Source organism: Acinetobacter sp. (assembly GCF_050285345.1).
Classification (GTDB): domain Bacteria; phylum Pseudomonadota; class Gammaproteobacteria; order Pseudomonadales; family Moraxellaceae; genus Acinetobacter.
This window is the reverse complement of sequence record NZ_JBLZXR010000082.1, coordinates 1-18,148: the sequence shown is the minus strand read 5'-3', so window position 1 is coordinate 18,148 and position 18,148 is coordinate 1. Positions and strand designations below refer to the sequence as shown.

Here is an 18,148-nt window from a genome sequence, read left to right as displayed (position 1 = left end):
TGCCCGATAAAAAATGGCGAAAACAAGAAGAACCTCAATTGAGGCTCTTCTTATGAAAATTGTGGGACAGCAGTGGCGTTTACGCCGCTTTTTGTTTATGCGAAAGAGTCAATTTCACGTATGATTTAAAACTCAGTAGCTCCTCACAATGTCTTTATTTTTAGGTGATTCATGCATTCATTTGATGACTATTACTACTTTTATTTGGTGGTGAAGCATGGTGGTTTCAGTGCGGCAAGCGAAGCATCAAATATTACTAAGTCTAAATTGAGCCGACGAATTTTAGACCTTGAAGCCCAATATAATGTCACCTTGATTCAGCGTTCAACCCGCCATTTTAAGGTGACGACCTTAGGGCAGGAATTGTATGAGGAATGCATTAAAATCATTCAACAGGTTGAGTGTGCTCACAATGTATTATTAAAACAAAAAAATGAACCTGAAGGATTGGTCAAAATTAGTTGTCCACCGGTCATGATGGAACATCAAATTCGTCCCTTGCTGAATCAATTTTTAAAAACCTATCCCAAAGTACAGGTTGAACTTGAACTGACAAGCCGTAGGGTCGATGTCTTGCATGATGATATTGATCTGGCGATACGCACCAATTTTGCTGAAAATGAAGACTCCAGTATTATCGTGCGCGATATCATCAAAACCGTGCATTGTTTAGTGATTAGTCCTGAATTGCTTAATGGCCGTGAATTACAACATATCCCTGAATTATCTGAATTTCCAAGCATTGTTTTGGGCACCCACAAAATCCGTTATCAATGGCTTTTACATCATATCGAGCGCCAAGAACAAATCGAAATTCCGCTGCAACCGCGGATCAAAAGCAATGATTTGGCCGGTGCCTATTATGCGGTACTGGATGGTCTCGGCATCGCAGATCTGCCCTATTTGACAGTCAAAGACGATATTGAGGCCGGCCGTTTAATTCATTTATTTCCCGAGTGGTGTTCCAATGTGGGAACTATCCAATTGGTCTATGCTTCACGTAAAGGACAACGCTTGGTGATGGAAAAACTGATTGAATATTTGGTTACAGGCATCCGTGAATATGGCCCTGAACATAAAGGCTACTTAATTTAAGCCGATTTAATTTCATGTGACTTCCATGCACACTAAAAAGCCAGAACTCAGTTCTGGCTTTTTTTATAATTCGAAAAAAACGCTTCCGAATTAGATTTTACCGATTAGGTCAATGGATGGTGCAAGTGTTGCTTCACCTTCTTTCCATTTTGCAGGACAGACTTCACCCGGGTGCGTATGTACATATTGCGCTGCTTTGACTTTACGCATCAATTCAGATGCATCACGGCCAATGCCCCCAGCATTAATTTCAACGATTTGAATTTTGCCTTCAGGGTCAATGACGAAAGTACCACGGTCCGCAAGACCATCCGCTTCAATCAGGACTTCAAAGTTTTTCGCCAAAGTCCACGTTGGATCGCCAACCATTGGATATTCGATTTTCTTAATTTCTTCTGAAGAATCGTGCCAAGCTTTATGTGTGAAATGTGTATCTGTAGAAACTGAATAAATTTCTACGCCCATTTTTTGGAATTCAGCATAATGATCCGCAAGATCGCCTAATTCAGTTGGACAAACAAAAGTGAAGTCCGCAGGATAAAAGAATACAACAGACCATTTACCGTAGAAGTTTTTTTCTGAAACTTCAATAAATTGACCATCTTGATATGCAGTTGCGTTAAATGGTTTGATTTCTGTATTGATTAAACTCATGTGATATTCCTCTAACTCATTTTGGGGATTGCTAATCTGTTGAAGCTAGAATACGAAAAACATCGGCATAGGTAAAACCGAAGTTTTTTATAAAAACTATCGGATTTTTAGATTCACTATTTATATCAATATTACAATCTCAATCGAGAACATCTATTAAACTCGATCAGCCCAACCGCATCAGTCTGCACTGAATATTTGCATTATGACTATTGTATGCTTGATTTTATAGACGATAAAAAGCCCTCAATATTGAGGGCTTCCTAGATGATGATTTGCCTTTTTAAGGCCTAGAGTGTCTCAGAACGGTAAGTCGTCATCTAAATCAGCAGCAGCCGGTGCTGGTGTCGGTGCAGGCTGTTGTTTCGGCGCAAAACCAGCTGGGTTATTGTTGCCATAGCTATTGCCTTGAGCTGGTTGATTATTGCCATAACCACCTTGGTTGCCGTAGCCACCTTGATTTTGGTTATTGTTATAACCACCTTGATTATTGTTAAAACGTGGTTGGTTAAAGTCACCACCACCTTGACCTTGCTCGCCTTGTTGACGGTTGCTGTCAAGCATCTGCATTTGCTCACCACGAATTTCTGTGGTGTAGCGCTCTTGGCCGCTTTGGTCTGTCCACTGACGTGTACGCAATGAACCTTCAATATAAACTTTAGAACCTTTGCGCAGATATTGCTGTGCAATTTCACCGAGGCGGTTATGCAACACAATACGGTGCCATTCTGTTTGCTCTTTACGTTCACCGGTATTTTTATCAGTCCATGAATCGCTCGTTGCAATTGAGAACTGAGTCAGAGAACCACCATTTGGGAAAGTTTTTGTTTCAGGGTCACGACCTAAAGTACCAACTAAAATGACCTTATTTACACCACGCATCAGACGTATTCTTCCTATTTGTTTCTATTATTTACTTTATAAGAGTTATGCTTAAATGGCTACCTCTTTCCCTAACAAGTGCGTTAAATGTTGTCGCGCAGATTCATCAATCTGCTGCTTATCCACTTTCACATAAGCCACTTGCTGGTCAGTCATCACCACAACTTCTTCAATACCACGAATTGCTAAAAGTTGAGAAGTCCATTCATCCGTTTTTTGATCATTTGGCAGGCTAAAAACCATAGATGATAAATAACGCGGTTGAGACAATCCAAAACTAATTAGTAACCAAATAATCGCTAAAGCGGTCAGAATACCCCAACCCATCGCAGTATGATTTAACAGTAAAAGTTGCCCACCAATCATACCGCCAAAAAATGCCCCTAGAAACTGACTGCTGGCATTCACGCCCATCGCAGTGGCTTTGGATTGAATAGGTGCAACTTTGGACAACCATGACGGCAATAACGCTTCCATCACGTTAAACGCGATAAAGAATAAACCTAAGCCCGCCAGCAAAATATACTTGGACTCAAAACCAAAGATTAAAATACCCAAGCCGAGAATAATCCCACCAATTGCAGTGAGGAAAATGCCACGCATTTTGCGGTATTTTTCTGCCAAAATAATGCTTGGAAAAGCAAAAAACAGACTGATCACCAATAACGGTAAATAGACCAGACCATGTGAACTTAATGGAATGTGTGCCGAATCAATTAGCTGTGAAGGCACATAAATAAACATCGCGGTTAGCAATAAATGTAATGAAAATACTGACACATGCAGACGGTTTAAATCACCCATTTTCAAGACTTGTTTGAGCTGAGTCAGATAGCCTTGCTGGAAATTTCGGTGATGCCGCGTCACTTTCGGCACCAAGAGCAACATAGCAATCGCTGCAAGCCCCATAATGGTGGTGACCCAAAACAGTCCTGAGATACCGACCAGACCAGTTAACCAAGGCCCCAAACTAAAAGCCACCACAAAAGACAGACCAATACTCATCCCCATCATCGCCATGGCTTTGGTACGCTGCTCTTCACGGGTGACATCGGCCAATAACGCCATTACCACCGCAGAAACAGCACCACCACCGGCAATCGCGCGACCAATAATCACCCCATAAATGCTGTCGGACATAGCCGCAATCGCCCCACCCAAAGCAAACAGCAACAGGCCAATTACCACCAAAGGCTTACGGCTATAGCGGTCGGCAATTAAGCTAAATGGAATTTGTAAAATGGCTTGGGTCAAACCGTAAACCCCCACAGCCAGACCAATCAATGCAGGTGTTGCCCCTGCATATTGCTGTCCGGCCACAGAAAATACGGGAATAATCATGAACAGCCCCAGCATACGCAAGGCAAAAATACTACTCAAAGCAAAAGTTGAGCGTCGTTCAAGAGCATTCATCATAGCTGGTTAAAATTTCATTAATCATGGACAGGGATTATAGGACATTCAGCGCACAGCAAAGCAGGATTTTTATTTAAATTCATTATGCCTCAAATTGGACAAATAAAAAGCGCAGCTGATGCTGCACTTTTTTTAAACCAAGGAGTGAATCGATTGATTCGCTGCCCAATTATTGCTGCTGACGTTTTTTATATTGAATCGATGCAATCACAGCCCAAACAATAAATGCCACACCAATCAGACCGGTCACCACTTCTGGAACATGGATGCCTGTACCGCTTGCCAACATAATAAAAGCCAAAGCACCGATGGCATAATGCGCACCATGCTCAAGGTAGATATAGGCATCTAACGTACCTTTTTCTACCAAATAAATAGTCATCGAACGTACAAACATCGCACCAATCGCAAGACCCAGCATGATGATCACCACATCCGATGTAATCGCGAACGCGCCAATCACACCATCAAAACTGAATGAGGCATCAAGTACTTCAAGGTAAAGGAAACCACCAAAGCCGGCTTTGATCACACCTGTCGGTACGCCATTGGCATCATGACCGACAGCATTGCCATTTTCATCTACTTCAGGCTCGCCACCCAATAAATGGCTCAATACTTGCACCCCGATGTAAATTACAATGCCCCAGATTCCTGCCATCACTACAGCGAGACGGCTTTCTTCAGCAATATTTGCCGCCATAATTAACAGGGCAATTAAAGAGATAAACACCGACATTGCTGGTACGTTTGCCAGATTCGCCAAACGATGTTCTAACCAACGGAACCAGTGAGTATCCTTGCCTTCATCCAAGAAGAAGTTCAGGAATACCAACAATAAGAAAGCACCACCAAAAGCGGCAATTTCTGCATGATGTGCCATCAATTTTGCAGAATATTCGATTGGATTATTCAGTGCTAATCGCACCACTTCCATGGTTCCCATGTCTGCCGTTACAGCCACGATGACAATCGGGAAAACCAAACGCATACCGAATACCGCAATGATGATACCGACGGTTAAGAAAATCATTTTCCAGAAATGATCCCAACCGCGGAGTACCGATGCATTCACAACCGCGTTGTCAAATGACAATGACACTTCCATGACTGCCAAAATTGCAGTAATGGTCAAAGCTGTAAACATGGCCTGTAAGCCTGCATTTGGGCCATGCGTAAAGCCCCAGTATGCAGCAATGGCGAGACACACGATCGTAAAGAAGATTGAGAAACCAAAATGTTTCATCATGATAGATCGACCTATTGATTCAATATATTTGTAAAATCAATGCGAGATTGACTTTGAAGAGGAGTTTAATGCGGCAATTATGACGCTTTTCTGTGATGAAACCAAAAATTATTCGTTACATTTTCAATAAACACTCTAAGATGGAACACCCTATGTACTTCGCTTTATGTTGTACATGCGTCTTTTTTCATTTTTATGTGCAGGAAAGTTCAATGCATTTTTCTGAAGAAGTCTGGCAGCAAAACGCTGATTTATATCAACGCATTTTAAATTTGCCCTTTAATCAAGAATTGGCTCAGGGTACTTTAAGCCGTGATGCATTTTGTCATTATGTGATTCAAGATGCACATTACTTGTTGGCTTATGGTCGTGCTTTATCGATCTGTGCAGCAAAAGCTTTTGAGGCAGATGATGTCATTCAATTTTCTGAGGCAGCGAAAATTGCCATTGTGGTCGAACGCAGCTTGCATAATGACTTTATGCAAGGCTTTGGCATCAGCAAGGAAGAATTTGAAACCACACCATTGACGCTGGCATGCCATCACTATACCTCTTACCTCACCGCAACCGCGTGGGCAGAAAGTTATCCAGTAGTACTGGCTTCTCTACTTCCATGTTTTTGGATTTATGCCGAAGTGGGTAAAGCGATTGTGAGCCAATCTGTACCGAACAACCCTTATCAAGCATGGGTCGACACCTATTCAGGCGAGGAATTCAATACTGCTGTGCGTAATGTGATCGCGACCATTGATAAAGTTGCGGCGCGCTGTGATGCAGATACTCTGGCTAAAATGCATACCGCGTATACACATGCTGCAAAACTTGAATGGTTATTTTGGGACAGTGCTTACCAGCAACGCACTTGGCCGATCTAATTATTCGATGTAACTCAATCGAGTTAAACCAAAGGATCTAAATCACAGGATTTAGATCCTTTTTTATCACGAGATGTTTAATTTTAAAACGGTTTTATCTCTTATCTATCTTATCTAAATGATAGCTGCCATATTCATCCCACATGATCTGTTATTCAACTAAGCCTGAACGTACTGCCAAAATAAATCAGTGCTCCTGCTGTTACGATGTAGCATATTTTTCAGCTTTAGGCGCAGTATTTTTCCCGCAGGCACTCAACGTAATACTATAGCTGATTACTTAACTCTTCAGTACACCAAAGACCTTAAAGAATGGAATTTTACAGCTATTTTTACGTGCTGATATTTTTAGAATTTAGCTATAGACACTACATAGCATTAAGCAGCTCATACACAGCATTTGAATTTGATGAAAATAACCGTTCATTGTGTGACCCTATAATCCCCATCATGTCATGCAATCTGGCATTTACATGATCATTCAAATTTTAATTCAGTCATTTTTCTCACAAAGCCACACATAAATCTAGGTTTAATTTAGCCTTGAACAATTTTCATGCGCTATCATATATAAGTTTTCGATGAAATTTTTCAGGACCCTTGCATGAGCCAAAGTCATATCCGTATTCGAGGCGCACGAACCCATAACTTAAAAAATGTGTCTCTCGATATTCCACGCGACAAGTTTGTGGTCATTACGGGGCTTTCCGGTTCAGGTAAGTCCTCTTTGGCCTTCGATACTTTGTATGCCGAAGGACAACGTCGTTATGTGGAATCACTGTCTGCCTATGCACGTCAGTTCTTGTCACAAATGGAAAAACCCGAAGTCGATTCGATTGAAGGTTTAAGCCCTGCGATTGCCATCGAACAAAAATCTACCAGTCACAACCCGCGCTCAACTGTCGGGACCATCACCGAAATCTATGACTATTTACGTCTACTGTATGCCCGTGTCGGTACCCCCTATTGTCCTGAACATGACCTGCCAATGGTTGCACAAACAGTTTCGGAAATGGTCGATGCAGTCAAAGGTTTAGAGGAAGGAACCGCGCTGATGCTGCTGGCGCCTGTGGTGCGCGAGCGTAAGGGCGAATACACCAACCTGTTTGAACAACTCCAAGGGCAAGGTTTCGTTCGCGCCCGTGTCGATGGCGAAGTGGTGGATCTGGACCCGATGCCAGAGCTGGATAAAAAGAAAAAACACACCATTGAAGTGGTGATCGACCGTTTTAAAGTGCGTGATGATCTTGGCAACCGAATTGCCGAAAGTTTTGAAACTGCTCTGCGAATGGGCGGTGATATTGCTATTTTATCGTGGATGAAAGGCGAACAAGAAGATCGCGTATTTTCAGCCAAACACTCCTGCCCTGAATGTGAACGTGCAGTCGGTGAACTTGAGCCACGTCTGTTTTCATTTAACAACCCCTTTGGGGCCTGTCCGGTTTGTGATGGTTTAGGCACACGCAGCCATTTCAGTGCTGAGAAATTGATTCCAAGTCCAGATGTATCGATCAGCCAAGGTGCTATTCGTGGTTGGGATCGTCAACGTCCGTATTACTACAGCATGATTCAAAAAGTGGCCGATCATTTTGGTTATTCTTTGGATACTCCTTGGAATGAACTGGATGCCGACACCAAGAAGAAATTTCTTTACGGTACAGGCAAAGAAAAAGTTGACCTGAGCTATATCGATGAACGCGGTCGTTCGCATAAACGCGTGCAAGCTTTTGAAGGGATTTTGCCGCATTTAGAACGCCGCTACCGTGAAACCGAATCGAATTATGTGCGTGAAGATTTGGCCCAATATTTATCCAATGCCGCCTGTGATGCCTGTGGCGGTTCACGACTGAATGAAATTTCACGCCATGTCCGAGTTAAAGACAAAACCATCGCGCAGATCACCAAAATGTCGATTGGCGATGCGGAAAGCTATTATCAAGACCTGAATCTCAGTGGGGCTAAAGGTGAAATCGCCGATAAGATTTTTAAGGAAATCCGTGAGCGTTTGCACTTTCTTGTCTCTGTGGGTTTGAACTATTTAAGCCTCTCACGTTCTGCTGAAACACTATCAGGCGGTGAAGCACAGCGTATCCGCTTGGCTTCACAAATTGGTGCGGGTTTGATGGGCGTGATGTATGTACTGGATGAACCTTCGATTGGTTTGCATCAACGTGATAATGACCGCCTGCTTGAAACCTTGGTTCGCTTACGTGACTTGGGCAATACCGTACTTGTGGTGGAGCATGATGAAGATGCAATTCGTGCCGCTGACCATATTATTGATATTGGTCCGGGTGCAGGTGTGCATGGTGGACATGTGATTGCCGAAGGGACTTATGATGAAATTTTGGCAAATCCAGATTCATTAACCGGTCAATATTTATCAGGAAAACTAAAAATTGAAGTGCCGAAACAGCGCATTCAGCCACCGAAACCTGAAGAACAAATCAAGTTGATGGGTGCTGCAGGTCATAACCTGAAAAATGTCGATTTAACCTTGCCTTTAGGGGTAATGACCTGTGTAACCGGGGTGTCTGGTTCAGGCAAATCGACCTTAATTAACCGAACATTGTTACCGCTTGCGGCAACGCAGCTCAATGGTGCAACCACCTTAACCGCTGAAAAATTTGACTCGATTGATGGTTTGCAGTTCCTCGACAAAGTTGTGGACATTGACCAAAGCCCGATTGGACGTACACCACGTTCTAACCCTGCAACCTATACCGGTTTATTTACCCCGATTCGTGAACTTTTTTCGCAAACCCCTGAAGCCAAAGCGCGTGGTTATGCGGCAGGTCGTTTCTCATTTAACGTAAAAGGCGGACGCTGTGAAGCTTGTGAAGGTGACGGCATGATCAAAGTGGCGATGCATTTCTTACCCGACATGTATGTGCCTTGTGATGCCTGTCATGGCAAGCGTTATAATCGTGAAACGTTGGAAGTCGGCTATAAGGGTCGTAACATTTCAGATGTATTGGAAATGACGGTTGAAGATGCGATGCATTTCTTTGATGCGATTCCTGTGATTCATCGTCGTTTGGAAACCTTAAACCAAGTGGGTTTGGGCTATATCCGCTTGGGTCAATCGGCGACGACGCTTTCAGGTGGTGAAGCGCAACGGGTGAAATTGGCACGTGAGTTGGCAAAGCGTGATACGGGTAAAACCTTATATGTACTGGATGAACCAACCACAGGTCTGCACTTCCATGATATTGCCAAGTTACTCGACATCCTGCATGAGCTACGCAACAAGGGCAACACCATTGTGGTGATTGAGCATAATTTGGATGTGATTAAAACTGCGGATTGGATTGTGGACTTAGGCCCTGAAGGTGGTGCGGGTGGCGGTATGATTATTGCCGAAGGTACACCAGAACAAGTGGCGAAATCTAAAGTTTCACATACAGCGAAGTTTTTAAAGCCGATGTTGAAATAAGATTCACATCTAGTTAAGCACATAATAAAACGGTGATTTATTCACCGTTTTATTTAAATAAAGCTGTTCCTTAATAAATTGATTCTTGGCAATTTTTCAATCACATGACCAGCAACATGGAGGTCGCCTGTTTGACTGGGGCAGCACAGACGTGCCCTCAGTCAAACAAAAGCATTTTGCCTACTTTTGTGCTTTCAAAAGTAGAAAAACTCCTACGCAATGAAAAACCGATCACATTGCAAAATGAGAACGTGCAAACTCAAAACTCAAAACTCAAAACTCAAAACTCAAAACTCAAAACTCAAAACTCAAAACTCAAAACTCAAAACTCAAAACTCAAAAAATTAACGCAAATAATAAAATACACCTAACTTATCCAACACATCCAATGTCAACTGCTTCCGTTCAGCAATATCATCCCCTGCCTGCATCTGCATATTTAAACTAAATGCCGTAATCTTGCCATGACCATCATCTACCCAACCGGTATACCAACCGACCTGAGGCTCAGCACCCATGCTCCAACCACTTTTTGCATATAACTTCGCATCACCCCGACCTTCGATATACAACATTTCTTTCACTTGATGTTGTACAGATGCATCGAAAGGCAATTGTGCTGTGGCCAACTGATACGCAAATTTAGCTTCCTGCTCAGGAGTAATTTTGAGCGGACCAACCAGCCAAAAATTATCAGCTTGCTGACCAATATTCATATTACCAAAACCAACGCGTTTGACTTCCTGCTGCATGAGCTCAAGTCCAATCCGTCTTGCCAGTTCCTGATAAACAGGGACAGCCGAAGCCTGCATTGCCTCTGCCAAGGTCATATCTTTTTCCCAAGCAGGGAAAGAACGTTTTTCGCCCTTCCATTTAAATACCTCATTCGCTGTCGCTTTATGATGTTGCAGTCCAATTAAAGCATTCAGCATTTTAAAGGTAGATGCTGGAATATATGCTGTGCTGGCACGCTGTACAGCATTGCCATAACGATGGATTTTCTTACCATCAAAGCTTACAAAAACAGCTTGAGTCTGTGCCTCATTAAACAATAGAGGAATCTCATGGATTCGGCTATTCGCTTCATTCACGGATTTTTTAGGTATGGTATTTTTTGTGGTACTCAACCGACTATCTTGTGTCGAACATGCGATTAATCCACTCGCAATAATGAAATAAAACAGTTGTTTTTTCATCTGATCATGTTTATCTGTCTTTTGATGAACCATAGTATAAAGCGATCAAAAATATAGGACTGTTTTGTTTTGCATATTCCAAATATTTAAATCTTGCGAAAAATTTGCAGCTTATTTTTTACTTTTGCCAATGATTAGCTGAATGAATAGGTGGTGATTTTTTATCTTTGAAGAAGAGCTTGAGCTCAACGTACTAAACAAAAAAGCGACACGTGACTAAATCGACACTCGGTCACGTCCTGCCACCTTTGCTCGAAACAGAGCTTGATCGGCCTGTTCTAATAAACTCATCCAACTTTTAGCCCCCACTGCAATTCCAATACTGACCTTTGGAACTAAATCAGGAACTTCATGGGCAATACACAGCGGTTCCATTTGGATATCTGTCCGTATTTTTTCTGCAACTTGCTGTGCTTTATGAATGTCGATGCCTTCTATCAACACCAAAAACTCATCCCCACCATAACGCACCACTAAATCAGACGAACGCACATGATGACGTAGTTGATTAGCTACATGCTGAATGACCACATCTCCGACAATATGCCCATAGCAATCATTCACTTGTTTAAAATTATCAATATCAATAATCAGCAAACAAGTCTGCTGAAATCGAGCAACTTGGTTATCGCGGAATTTAATGTATTCATCTAAAGCAAAACGATTGGAAACACCGGTTAATGAATCCGTATTGGCAATATGCTTTAGTTGAAATTCAAATGCATCACGCTGCTGCAACATATTTTCAATACGTTTTATCGCATCAAATAAACTTAAATGGTCACGTTGATTATTTTCAATCAAGGCCTGATCGACTTGACGGTAGCGCGCTAATTTAAACAGTTGAAAGCGCGCACGAATTAAAGGCTCAAACACCCATTTTTTGGCATAAAACATGGTCATGATTGCCGTCAATAAGGACAACATGGACAAAAATAAAGTAAACAAGAGTTTACTCTGCGCCTGTCTTTTTTCCTCACGTGCAACCTCAAGGCTGTAATCTAAAATAAAACTTTGCAGCTTCACCACGGTGCTGAACTTGTCTACCATGGCATCTGTCAACTGTGTTCCATCCATGCTGTAGTTTGGGTATTGTGTACTTTGACCTACTAATGTCGTGATCAGCGCTAAACCCTTATCCAAAAACTCCGTTCTGACGGCATGATGTAGCTGCTTAAATTCATCTGTTTTGTCATGTTCGGATTGCACTACATTGACCAACTCCCATAAATAACGAGCCTGACGCTGAGTTTGTAAAGTACGTGCTAAATTTTCCTCAGGAATGGCTTGTTGAAAAGAAATCGCAGCCATAATATTTGATGCAACTCGCCCCGCCTGATCGCGTAAATCTGCCAGTAACAAAATTAAGGTGTAATAATTCGATACCGCGGTATCTTTACCATGTGAATAATTCACCAACTTTTGCATAGCAATATAGCTTTGATCCCATGCAGCAAACATCTTGAGGATCGCTTGATCTAAGTCTTCTGCCTGACGCTGCTCGACCGTTAAGGCAATATAATGGTCGACCGCTTCACGCCCATGCGTTAAATGCGGTAAAAGATTGGATTCTAATTGCTGTGCAATCGACTCAAAATCGTATTGTTTTAAAACCTCGAGTGTCTGCTGATACTGCAAATCAACCCCTTTACGATATTCAATCAGTTCTTGCGTTTTTTGTTCACGTTGCTGACCTTGGCTAGACATGGCACTGTTAGCGGGCGCACGTTCACGTGAAATTTGGTTAGCTAATTCCGCCACCATTTTCAACATTTGAATTTCTTTTAATGCTTCTACACTTTTGACATAATGCCGATAACTACTGACGATCAGCTGTACACTGATCAATACAATGGACAACACAATAATTAGCATTGCGATTTGAAGTCGCTTACTTATATGTTCAGTACGTAATGCTTGCACTTATTTTACGCCCCATTGTTACATAGCCCAAACAGCAATTTACTGTATAAAGTTAAAGCCGTATTACCAAAAGTTTTACTTTAAATAATCTATAAAAATTTATAATGAACAAGTTTAAGTCTAAATATTAGCCAAAAATGCCTAACATGTCACATTTTTTATTCGTAGTATCCCCATATTGAAGATCAAAATTATCAAATGATAAAAAACTACAATTTTTTTTCAGAACCGGATTCAAGATTATTTACAACAGCTATGATTTGGTGCACAATGCACCGCATTAGGGCACACTAGATTTTTCCCTCAGCAGAATATTCTAGTTCCCCGAAGATTTTGGCTAAAAAATCCTGATTTTTTTATGAAAATCAGGATTTTTTTTTCTATTCAAAAAAAATCTGTCAAAAACAACACAAATAAAGCACCATTATAGTGCACTAAAATATCATTATTTTTCCCTGTTTTTTTATCTCTATCAATTTTTTGATAAAAAAAAGCCCAACCTTGGGGAAAGCTGGGCGAATAAAAAACAAAAATTATGGAGAATCGGGGTTAATATCACACTTTCAATCAATGTGATGACTCGATTAACAAATTATGGGCTATAAAGAACCTGATGTAAAGCCAAGTATTTCACTCGGGTTTTAATTTAATCACAACAACCCAAAGTTTAAGTGACACAATTGGCATTAATTAAAAACAAATGCACATTTATTAAGCAAAAAATATGAATTATGTTTAACTATTCATCATTAATTTGTCATTTTTTATCGTTTAAAAGATGAAATTTCTTTTTTTATTAAGTGATTTTTTAAATTAAAAATAAAATATCAATCCAAAAAACAGATCAAAAAATGGTGTCTTTTTTCAAGTCTTAATTTTTTATTCTCGGTTTTAGCAAACTTAGCTAATTGTTCTCAATGATTTTTTTTCAGTGACTTGTTAGTTAGAGTAAAAACTGAATTTTCTATTGTGAAATAAAGCACGATGTTGCAGTTTGAGTAATCACCTTTAAGATCATTGACTTAATGTTTTGTTACAATACAATGCCTAATGTTTAATCCATTTGTAACAACTGGTAGAAAATCATGAAAAAACTCGGTTTAGCCACTGCTTTATTATTAGCGATGACCGGTGCTCAAGCTTACCAATTCGAAGTACAAGGTCAAGCAGAATACATCGACACAACTGAAAACGACAAAGACTTTACTGGTGGTCTTCAAGGTACTTACTACCTTAAAAACGTTGACTCTACAAAAGGTCCTCTAGCTGAAGCAGCTTTCTTGAACCAAGCGTCTAACGTTTCTGTAGCGTATAACTACGGTGAAGTTGGTTCACAAGGTGTTGACGTTATCGCTCACAACTACGGTATTAAAGCTGAAGCTTATGTACCAACTAAAGTTGTTCCTGTATATGCAAGCGCATCTTACAGCCACACTATTCTTGATGCTAAAAACCAACACCCAACTTCTAAAAGGTTAGATGGTAACGGCGACCGTTATGCATTAGAAGTAGGTGCTCTTCCAACTCAAAACTTCTTAGTTGCTGTGGGTTATACTAGCGTTGCTGACCAAGATGCTGTAGATGCATTCAATGTGATGGGTAACGGCGTTGTTAAAGCTGTTGCTGAAGCTGAAACAATCAGTCAAGACCAAGATGCGATTACTGCACGTGCGAAATACGTTGGTGCTATCGATGGTACAAACATGGCGGTTGGTTTCGAGTCTGGCATCATCTATGGTGAAGACACAGCTTACCAATTGAAAACTGATCTTTTCGTAACACCAAAATTAAGCGTTGGTGCTTCTTACGCTGAATCTAGCTTTGAAGGCACTCCAGATTCAGCTTGGGGCGCGAACGTAAACTACTTCATCACTCCTGCTGTTGCAGTGGGTGCGTCTTACGTAAATGCTAATGCGACTGATGGCGACATCAACGACACCCAAACTGTTGGCGTAAACGCTAAATTCCGTTTCTAATTCACTTTAGAATCTGAAGATCAAAAAAGGACGCTTATGCGTCCTTTTTTATGCGATGTATTAACCTTCTCTTATTCTGGTAAACGAACCAAATTCAAGAAATGCAGATGTCGTTCATACTGATCGATAATATCCTGTAGCAAGTCTTCTTGCGTCCATTCCATTACATCATAGTTTTGTCCACCCTCTTTCAGGAAGACCTCGGCTTGAAAATATTCAATTGAATCAATTTCTTGATCGGCCATAAAGCTTGGCGGCAAGGTTTCACGTAAAATCACCTGATAAACAAAGTTGATTTCATTGTGATGATCCACGCGAAGTTCCAAACCATCTTCCACTTCCAAAATTTCAACGGTTAATCCTCTGCGTTCAAATTCAGATTGAATGCTATGAAAGGCCTTTCGTACTTGAGTGCGTATAAATTTGATCACTTCACTATGAGAATGCGGATAATGCATAATCAAACCCAGACGTTGTTGCCAGCTTCGTGGGTTTTGAATCGCGCGTGGAGTAATACGTGCCACCTGTAAAGCATTCATTTTAATCACATCCAAATGTAGTGCTTTTAACAGTCCCCAACAGATCAGCAGCATAATCAAGGTAAACGGTAAGGCACTCAGCATCGTTGCTGACTGCAATGCACCTAAACCGCCACTGAGCAGCAAGACGATGGCTAAAAATGCCATTAAGGCGGTCCAAAACAGACGCTGCCAAATTGGCGAATTTTCCGATTTTGCAGTTAAATAATCCGTCACTAAAGCACCCGAGTCCGCTGAGGTCACAAAAAATAGCATCACCAACAGGGTCGCTAACATGCTCATGACACTCGACAACGGCATAGTTTGTAAAAACTCAAATAAAGCCACAGAAGAATCTCGTTGTACCGCTGCCACCAGCCCCGTATTTGCTTCCTGCAAAATACTGTATAACGCAGCATTGCCCATAAAGCCCATCCAAATCAGGGTAAAGCCAGATGGAATCAGCAGTACACCGACAATGAATTCGCGAATACTTCGTCCTTCAGAAACACGTGCAATAAACATTCCGACAAAAGGTGACCATGAAATCCACCAGGCCCAATACATAATGGTCCAACCGCCAATCCAGCCATTCGACTGATAGGCATATAAATTGAAGGTCATGCTAAATAGGTTGGAGATATATTGCCCAGCGTTTTGAATGGTAGTTTGCAGCAAATAAATACTGGGGCCAACAATGAACACAAAACATAATAAGGCCAAGGCCAAGACTAAGTTCAGCTCAGAAAGTCGCTTAATCCCTTTATCTAATCCTAAAAAAACCGATAAAGAGGCCATCGTACTGACCACCACAATTAAAATAATTTGATTGCTGGATGATTGTTCAATACCAAATAAATAATTCAGTCCCGAGTTAATCTGGGTAACGCCAAAACCTAAGGTGGTGGCCACCCCAAATACCGTACCAATGGTGGCAAACGTATCGACCCCATCCCCGATGGGACCATAGATTTTTTTGCCAATTAAAGGATATAAAGCGGAGCGAATTTTTAAGGGTAAATTATGTCGATAAGCGAAGTAAGCTAAAGACAAACCCACGATGGTATAAATTGCCCAAGCATGTAATCCCCAGTGGAAAAAAGTTACTCGCATGGATTGTTGTGCAGCTTGAATGGTTTCAGCATCACCCGAAGGTGGGGAGATATAATGCATCACAGGTTCGGCCACACCGAAGAACATCAGACCAATCCCCATGCCCGCTGTAAACAACATGGCAAACCATGACATATTGCTATAAGCCGGTTGACTATGGTCAGGCCCGAGTTTGATTTTACCCATATCTGACATGGCGATATAAATCAGCACAATCAGAAAAATAGCCACAGAAAGGACATAAAACCAGCTAAAAGAGTCGGTAACCCATTGATTTAGCTGTTTGGTAATAAGATCAAAAGAGTTTGGTGCGAAAATTACGACAGCCAGAAATACACCAATTATAATGACTGTACTGAGAAACACATTGGGATTCACATTGGAATACCAAGATGTCGGTTTGGAAGGCATAAAGACCCCATCTTGATTATTTTGTTTATCAGACAGACCCGAAGGTCAAGAAGCATTCACGTAAAGTGAACAAAAAGAAGAGTTCAATACAATAAAGGAACTCAAAGCTATAATAAATTAATGTTAAAAATAAATAAGTTAGTATCCTGTTACTTTATCGTAACTTGTATCAATCATCTTTATCCTTCCGATTTGGCAAATGAGCCACATATTGTAATGCGATCAGTCGTGACACAATTAATGCCAAATACATGACACCACAAAACATTTGTAGCATAGCCAAAACACGGGCGGGCGCACTCATCGGCATTAAATCGGAAAGGCCGGTTGCCGACTGTAGGCTAAAGCTTAAAAATAATAAATCCAGCCAAGATTGCAGCCCGGCTTGAGTTGGATTGCTAAAACTTTGTGGATAAATCAACTGACATATACTATAAAGAAATGCAAATCCCCACGCGATGAGGGTGAATACGGCACCCGCAGCAAAGAGTTCATCTTTGGTTAAATAGCGATCTGCAAACATATAACGTAGCAAGCCATAAGCCGCACTAAAATAAGCACAAGCTTCAAAGCCATGCGCAATGATTTGGATATGGGGATGATCCACCCCAAAGATGATGAAGGTCGAAAAGAATACCGCGCAAGCCACAAAGCTTAATCCCAAAATCGTAAACATCGGCGTTTGCCGAATGACCTTGGCAATGAGCAACAGCACCAACACTCCCAAGACCCACAGTAAGGCCCGAAATGATGGACTGTCTCGGGTAAATGCGGTAAGCACTAAAATTAACAGTTGGGTCAGCAGTAACCACGCCGAAGGCAACAACTGAAATCCTTTCCAAAAATCGACCAATCCTTGCATTATTTTCTAGTCTCTATTTTTTATTCAAATCCAATGTCGTACTTCAGCTCATTTTTATTGGAACAACCTCTTGGCATAACCAATTAGAACCACGACATGCAGTAGTATGTTCAGACCATTTTTAAATTAGCACGAACCCTTTAATTTGTGCTGCATAGATTTGTAGATCAACACTAAGCACAGCAGATCTAAGATTTCCTTTCTGTACGACAGAGCACTATTACAAATCAAGAAATAAAGCGTGCTGTAATTTACACAAGGAACGCGCACATTAAAGACATCATCTACATAAAGGATGATTTCATTATGCAAAAACATTTATTCTTGGCACCGCTTTGCGCACTGATCATTGTTGCATGTACACAAAATAGCCCCCTCTTAAAAGGCCATGAAGATTATTTGGGAACTTGGCAAAATGAACACAGTGAATTGGTAATCCGTCCTTCGGGAGACGTTACTTATCAACATCAGGAACACACTGAAAAAAGTATCGCCAATGAAACTTTTAGTGGGATGCGACAAGCCGATATCAAAGCACGTGT

The 18,148-nt window shown here is 41.2% G+C and carries 12 protein-coding genes and 1 pseudogene; 5 read left to right on the top strand and 8 right to left on the bottom strand.

Features of this window, described 5'->3' with window-relative positions:
• Positions 1–171: 171 nt before the first annotated feature.
• On the top strand, positions 172–1,095 hold the full coding sequence (locus ACN6OV_RS07325) for a LysR substrate-binding domain-containing protein (protein WP_427951382.1): 924 nt from the start codon (positions 172–174) through the stop codon (positions 1,093–1,095).
• Between the two features lie 90 nt (positions 1,096–1,185).
• Here the strand turns inward: ACN6OV_RS07325 and ahpC are convergent, their stop codons facing one another.
• From ahpC to ACN6OV_RS07305, 4 genes are all read right to left on the bottom strand, one after another.
• Positions 1,186–1,749, bottom strand: coding sequence for an alkyl hydroperoxide reductase subunit C (ahpC, locus tag ACN6OV_RS07320; protein ID WP_427951380.1), 564 nt, complete (start codon positions 1,747–1,749; stop codon positions 1,186–1,188).
• Between the two features lie 300 nt (positions 1,750–2,049).
• Positions 2,050–2,631: a single-stranded DNA-binding protein gene (ssb, locus tag ACN6OV_RS07315; protein ID WP_427951377.1), complete on the bottom strand. Its 582-nt coding sequence runs from the start codon at positions 2,629–2,631 to the stop codon at positions 2,050–2,052.
• 51 nt (positions 2,632–2,682) lie between these two features.
• On the bottom strand, positions 2,683–4,047 hold the full coding sequence (locus ACN6OV_RS07310) for an MFS transporter (protein ID WP_427951374.1): 1,365 nt from the start codon (positions 4,045–4,047) through the stop codon (positions 2,683–2,685).
• Positions 4,048–4,216: 169 nt separating this feature from the next.
• Positions 4,217–5,296 carry a DUF475 domain-containing protein gene (locus ACN6OV_RS07305; RefSeq protein WP_427951371.1) on the bottom strand — a complete coding sequence of 360 codons (1,080 nt, stop codon included), beginning with the start codon at positions 5,294–5,296 and terminating at the stop codon, positions 4,217–4,219.
• 212 nt (positions 5,297–5,508) lie between these two features.
• On the opposite strand from ACN6OV_RS07305, the gene tenA reads away from it, so the two are divergent.
• Both tenA and uvrA read left to right on the top strand, forming a co-directional pair.
• The gene (tenA, locus tag ACN6OV_RS07300) at positions 5,509–6,171 is read left to right on the top strand and encodes a thiaminase II (protein WP_427951368.1); all 663 of its coding nucleotides are present in this window, start codon (positions 5,509–5,511) and stop codon (positions 6,169–6,171) included.
• 604 nt (positions 6,172–6,775) lie between these two features.
• Positions 6,776–9,607: an excinuclease ABC subunit UvrA gene (gene uvrA / locus ACN6OV_RS07295; protein ID WP_427951365.1), complete on the top strand. Its 2,832-nt coding sequence runs from the start codon at positions 6,776–6,778 to the stop codon at positions 9,605–9,607.
• Positions 9,608–9,951: 344 nt separating this feature from the next.
• Here the strand turns inward: uvrA and blaOXA are convergent, their stop codons facing one another.
• On the bottom strand, positions 9,952–10,803 hold the full coding sequence (blaOXA, locus tag ACN6OV_RS07290) for a class D beta-lactamase (protein ID WP_427951362.1): 852 nt from the start codon (positions 10,801–10,803) through the stop codon (positions 9,952–9,954).
• A gap of 216 nt (positions 10,804–11,019) precedes the next feature.
• Entirely contained in the window at positions 11,020–12,726 is a 1,707-nt protein-coding gene (locus tag ACN6OV_RS07285) for a GGDEF domain-containing protein (protein WP_427951359.1), read from the bottom strand.
• 1,085 nt (positions 12,727–13,811) lie between these two features.
• Here ACN6OV_RS07285 and omp33-36 point away from each other — a divergent pair.
• Entirely contained in the window at positions 13,812–14,702 is an 891-nt protein-coding gene (gene omp33-36, locus ACN6OV_RS07280) for a porin Omp33-36 (protein WP_427951356.1), read from the top strand.
• 71 nt (positions 14,703–14,773) lie between these two features.
• Here omp33-36 and ACN6OV_RS07275 read toward each other — a convergent pair whose 3' ends face one another.
• Both ACN6OV_RS07275 and ACN6OV_RS07270 read right to left on the bottom strand, forming a co-directional pair.
• A complete protein-coding gene (locus tag ACN6OV_RS07275; RefSeq protein ID WP_427951353.1) occupies positions 14,774–16,744 on the bottom strand; it encodes a BCCT family transporter in 1,971 nt (656 codons plus the stop codon).
• Positions 16,745–16,913: 169 nt separating this feature from the next.
• Positions 16,914–17,606 carry an ion channel gene (locus ACN6OV_RS07270; protein ID WP_427951350.1) on the bottom strand — a complete coding sequence of 231 codons (693 nt, stop codon included), beginning with the start codon at positions 17,604–17,606 and terminating at the stop codon, positions 16,914–16,916.
• 306 nt (positions 17,607–17,912) lie between these two features.
• Here ACN6OV_RS07270 and ACN6OV_RS07265 point away from each other — a divergent pair.
• Positions 17,913–18,148 (top strand): annotated as a pseudogene (locus ACN6OV_RS07265) (hypothetical protein); the annotation flags it as partial.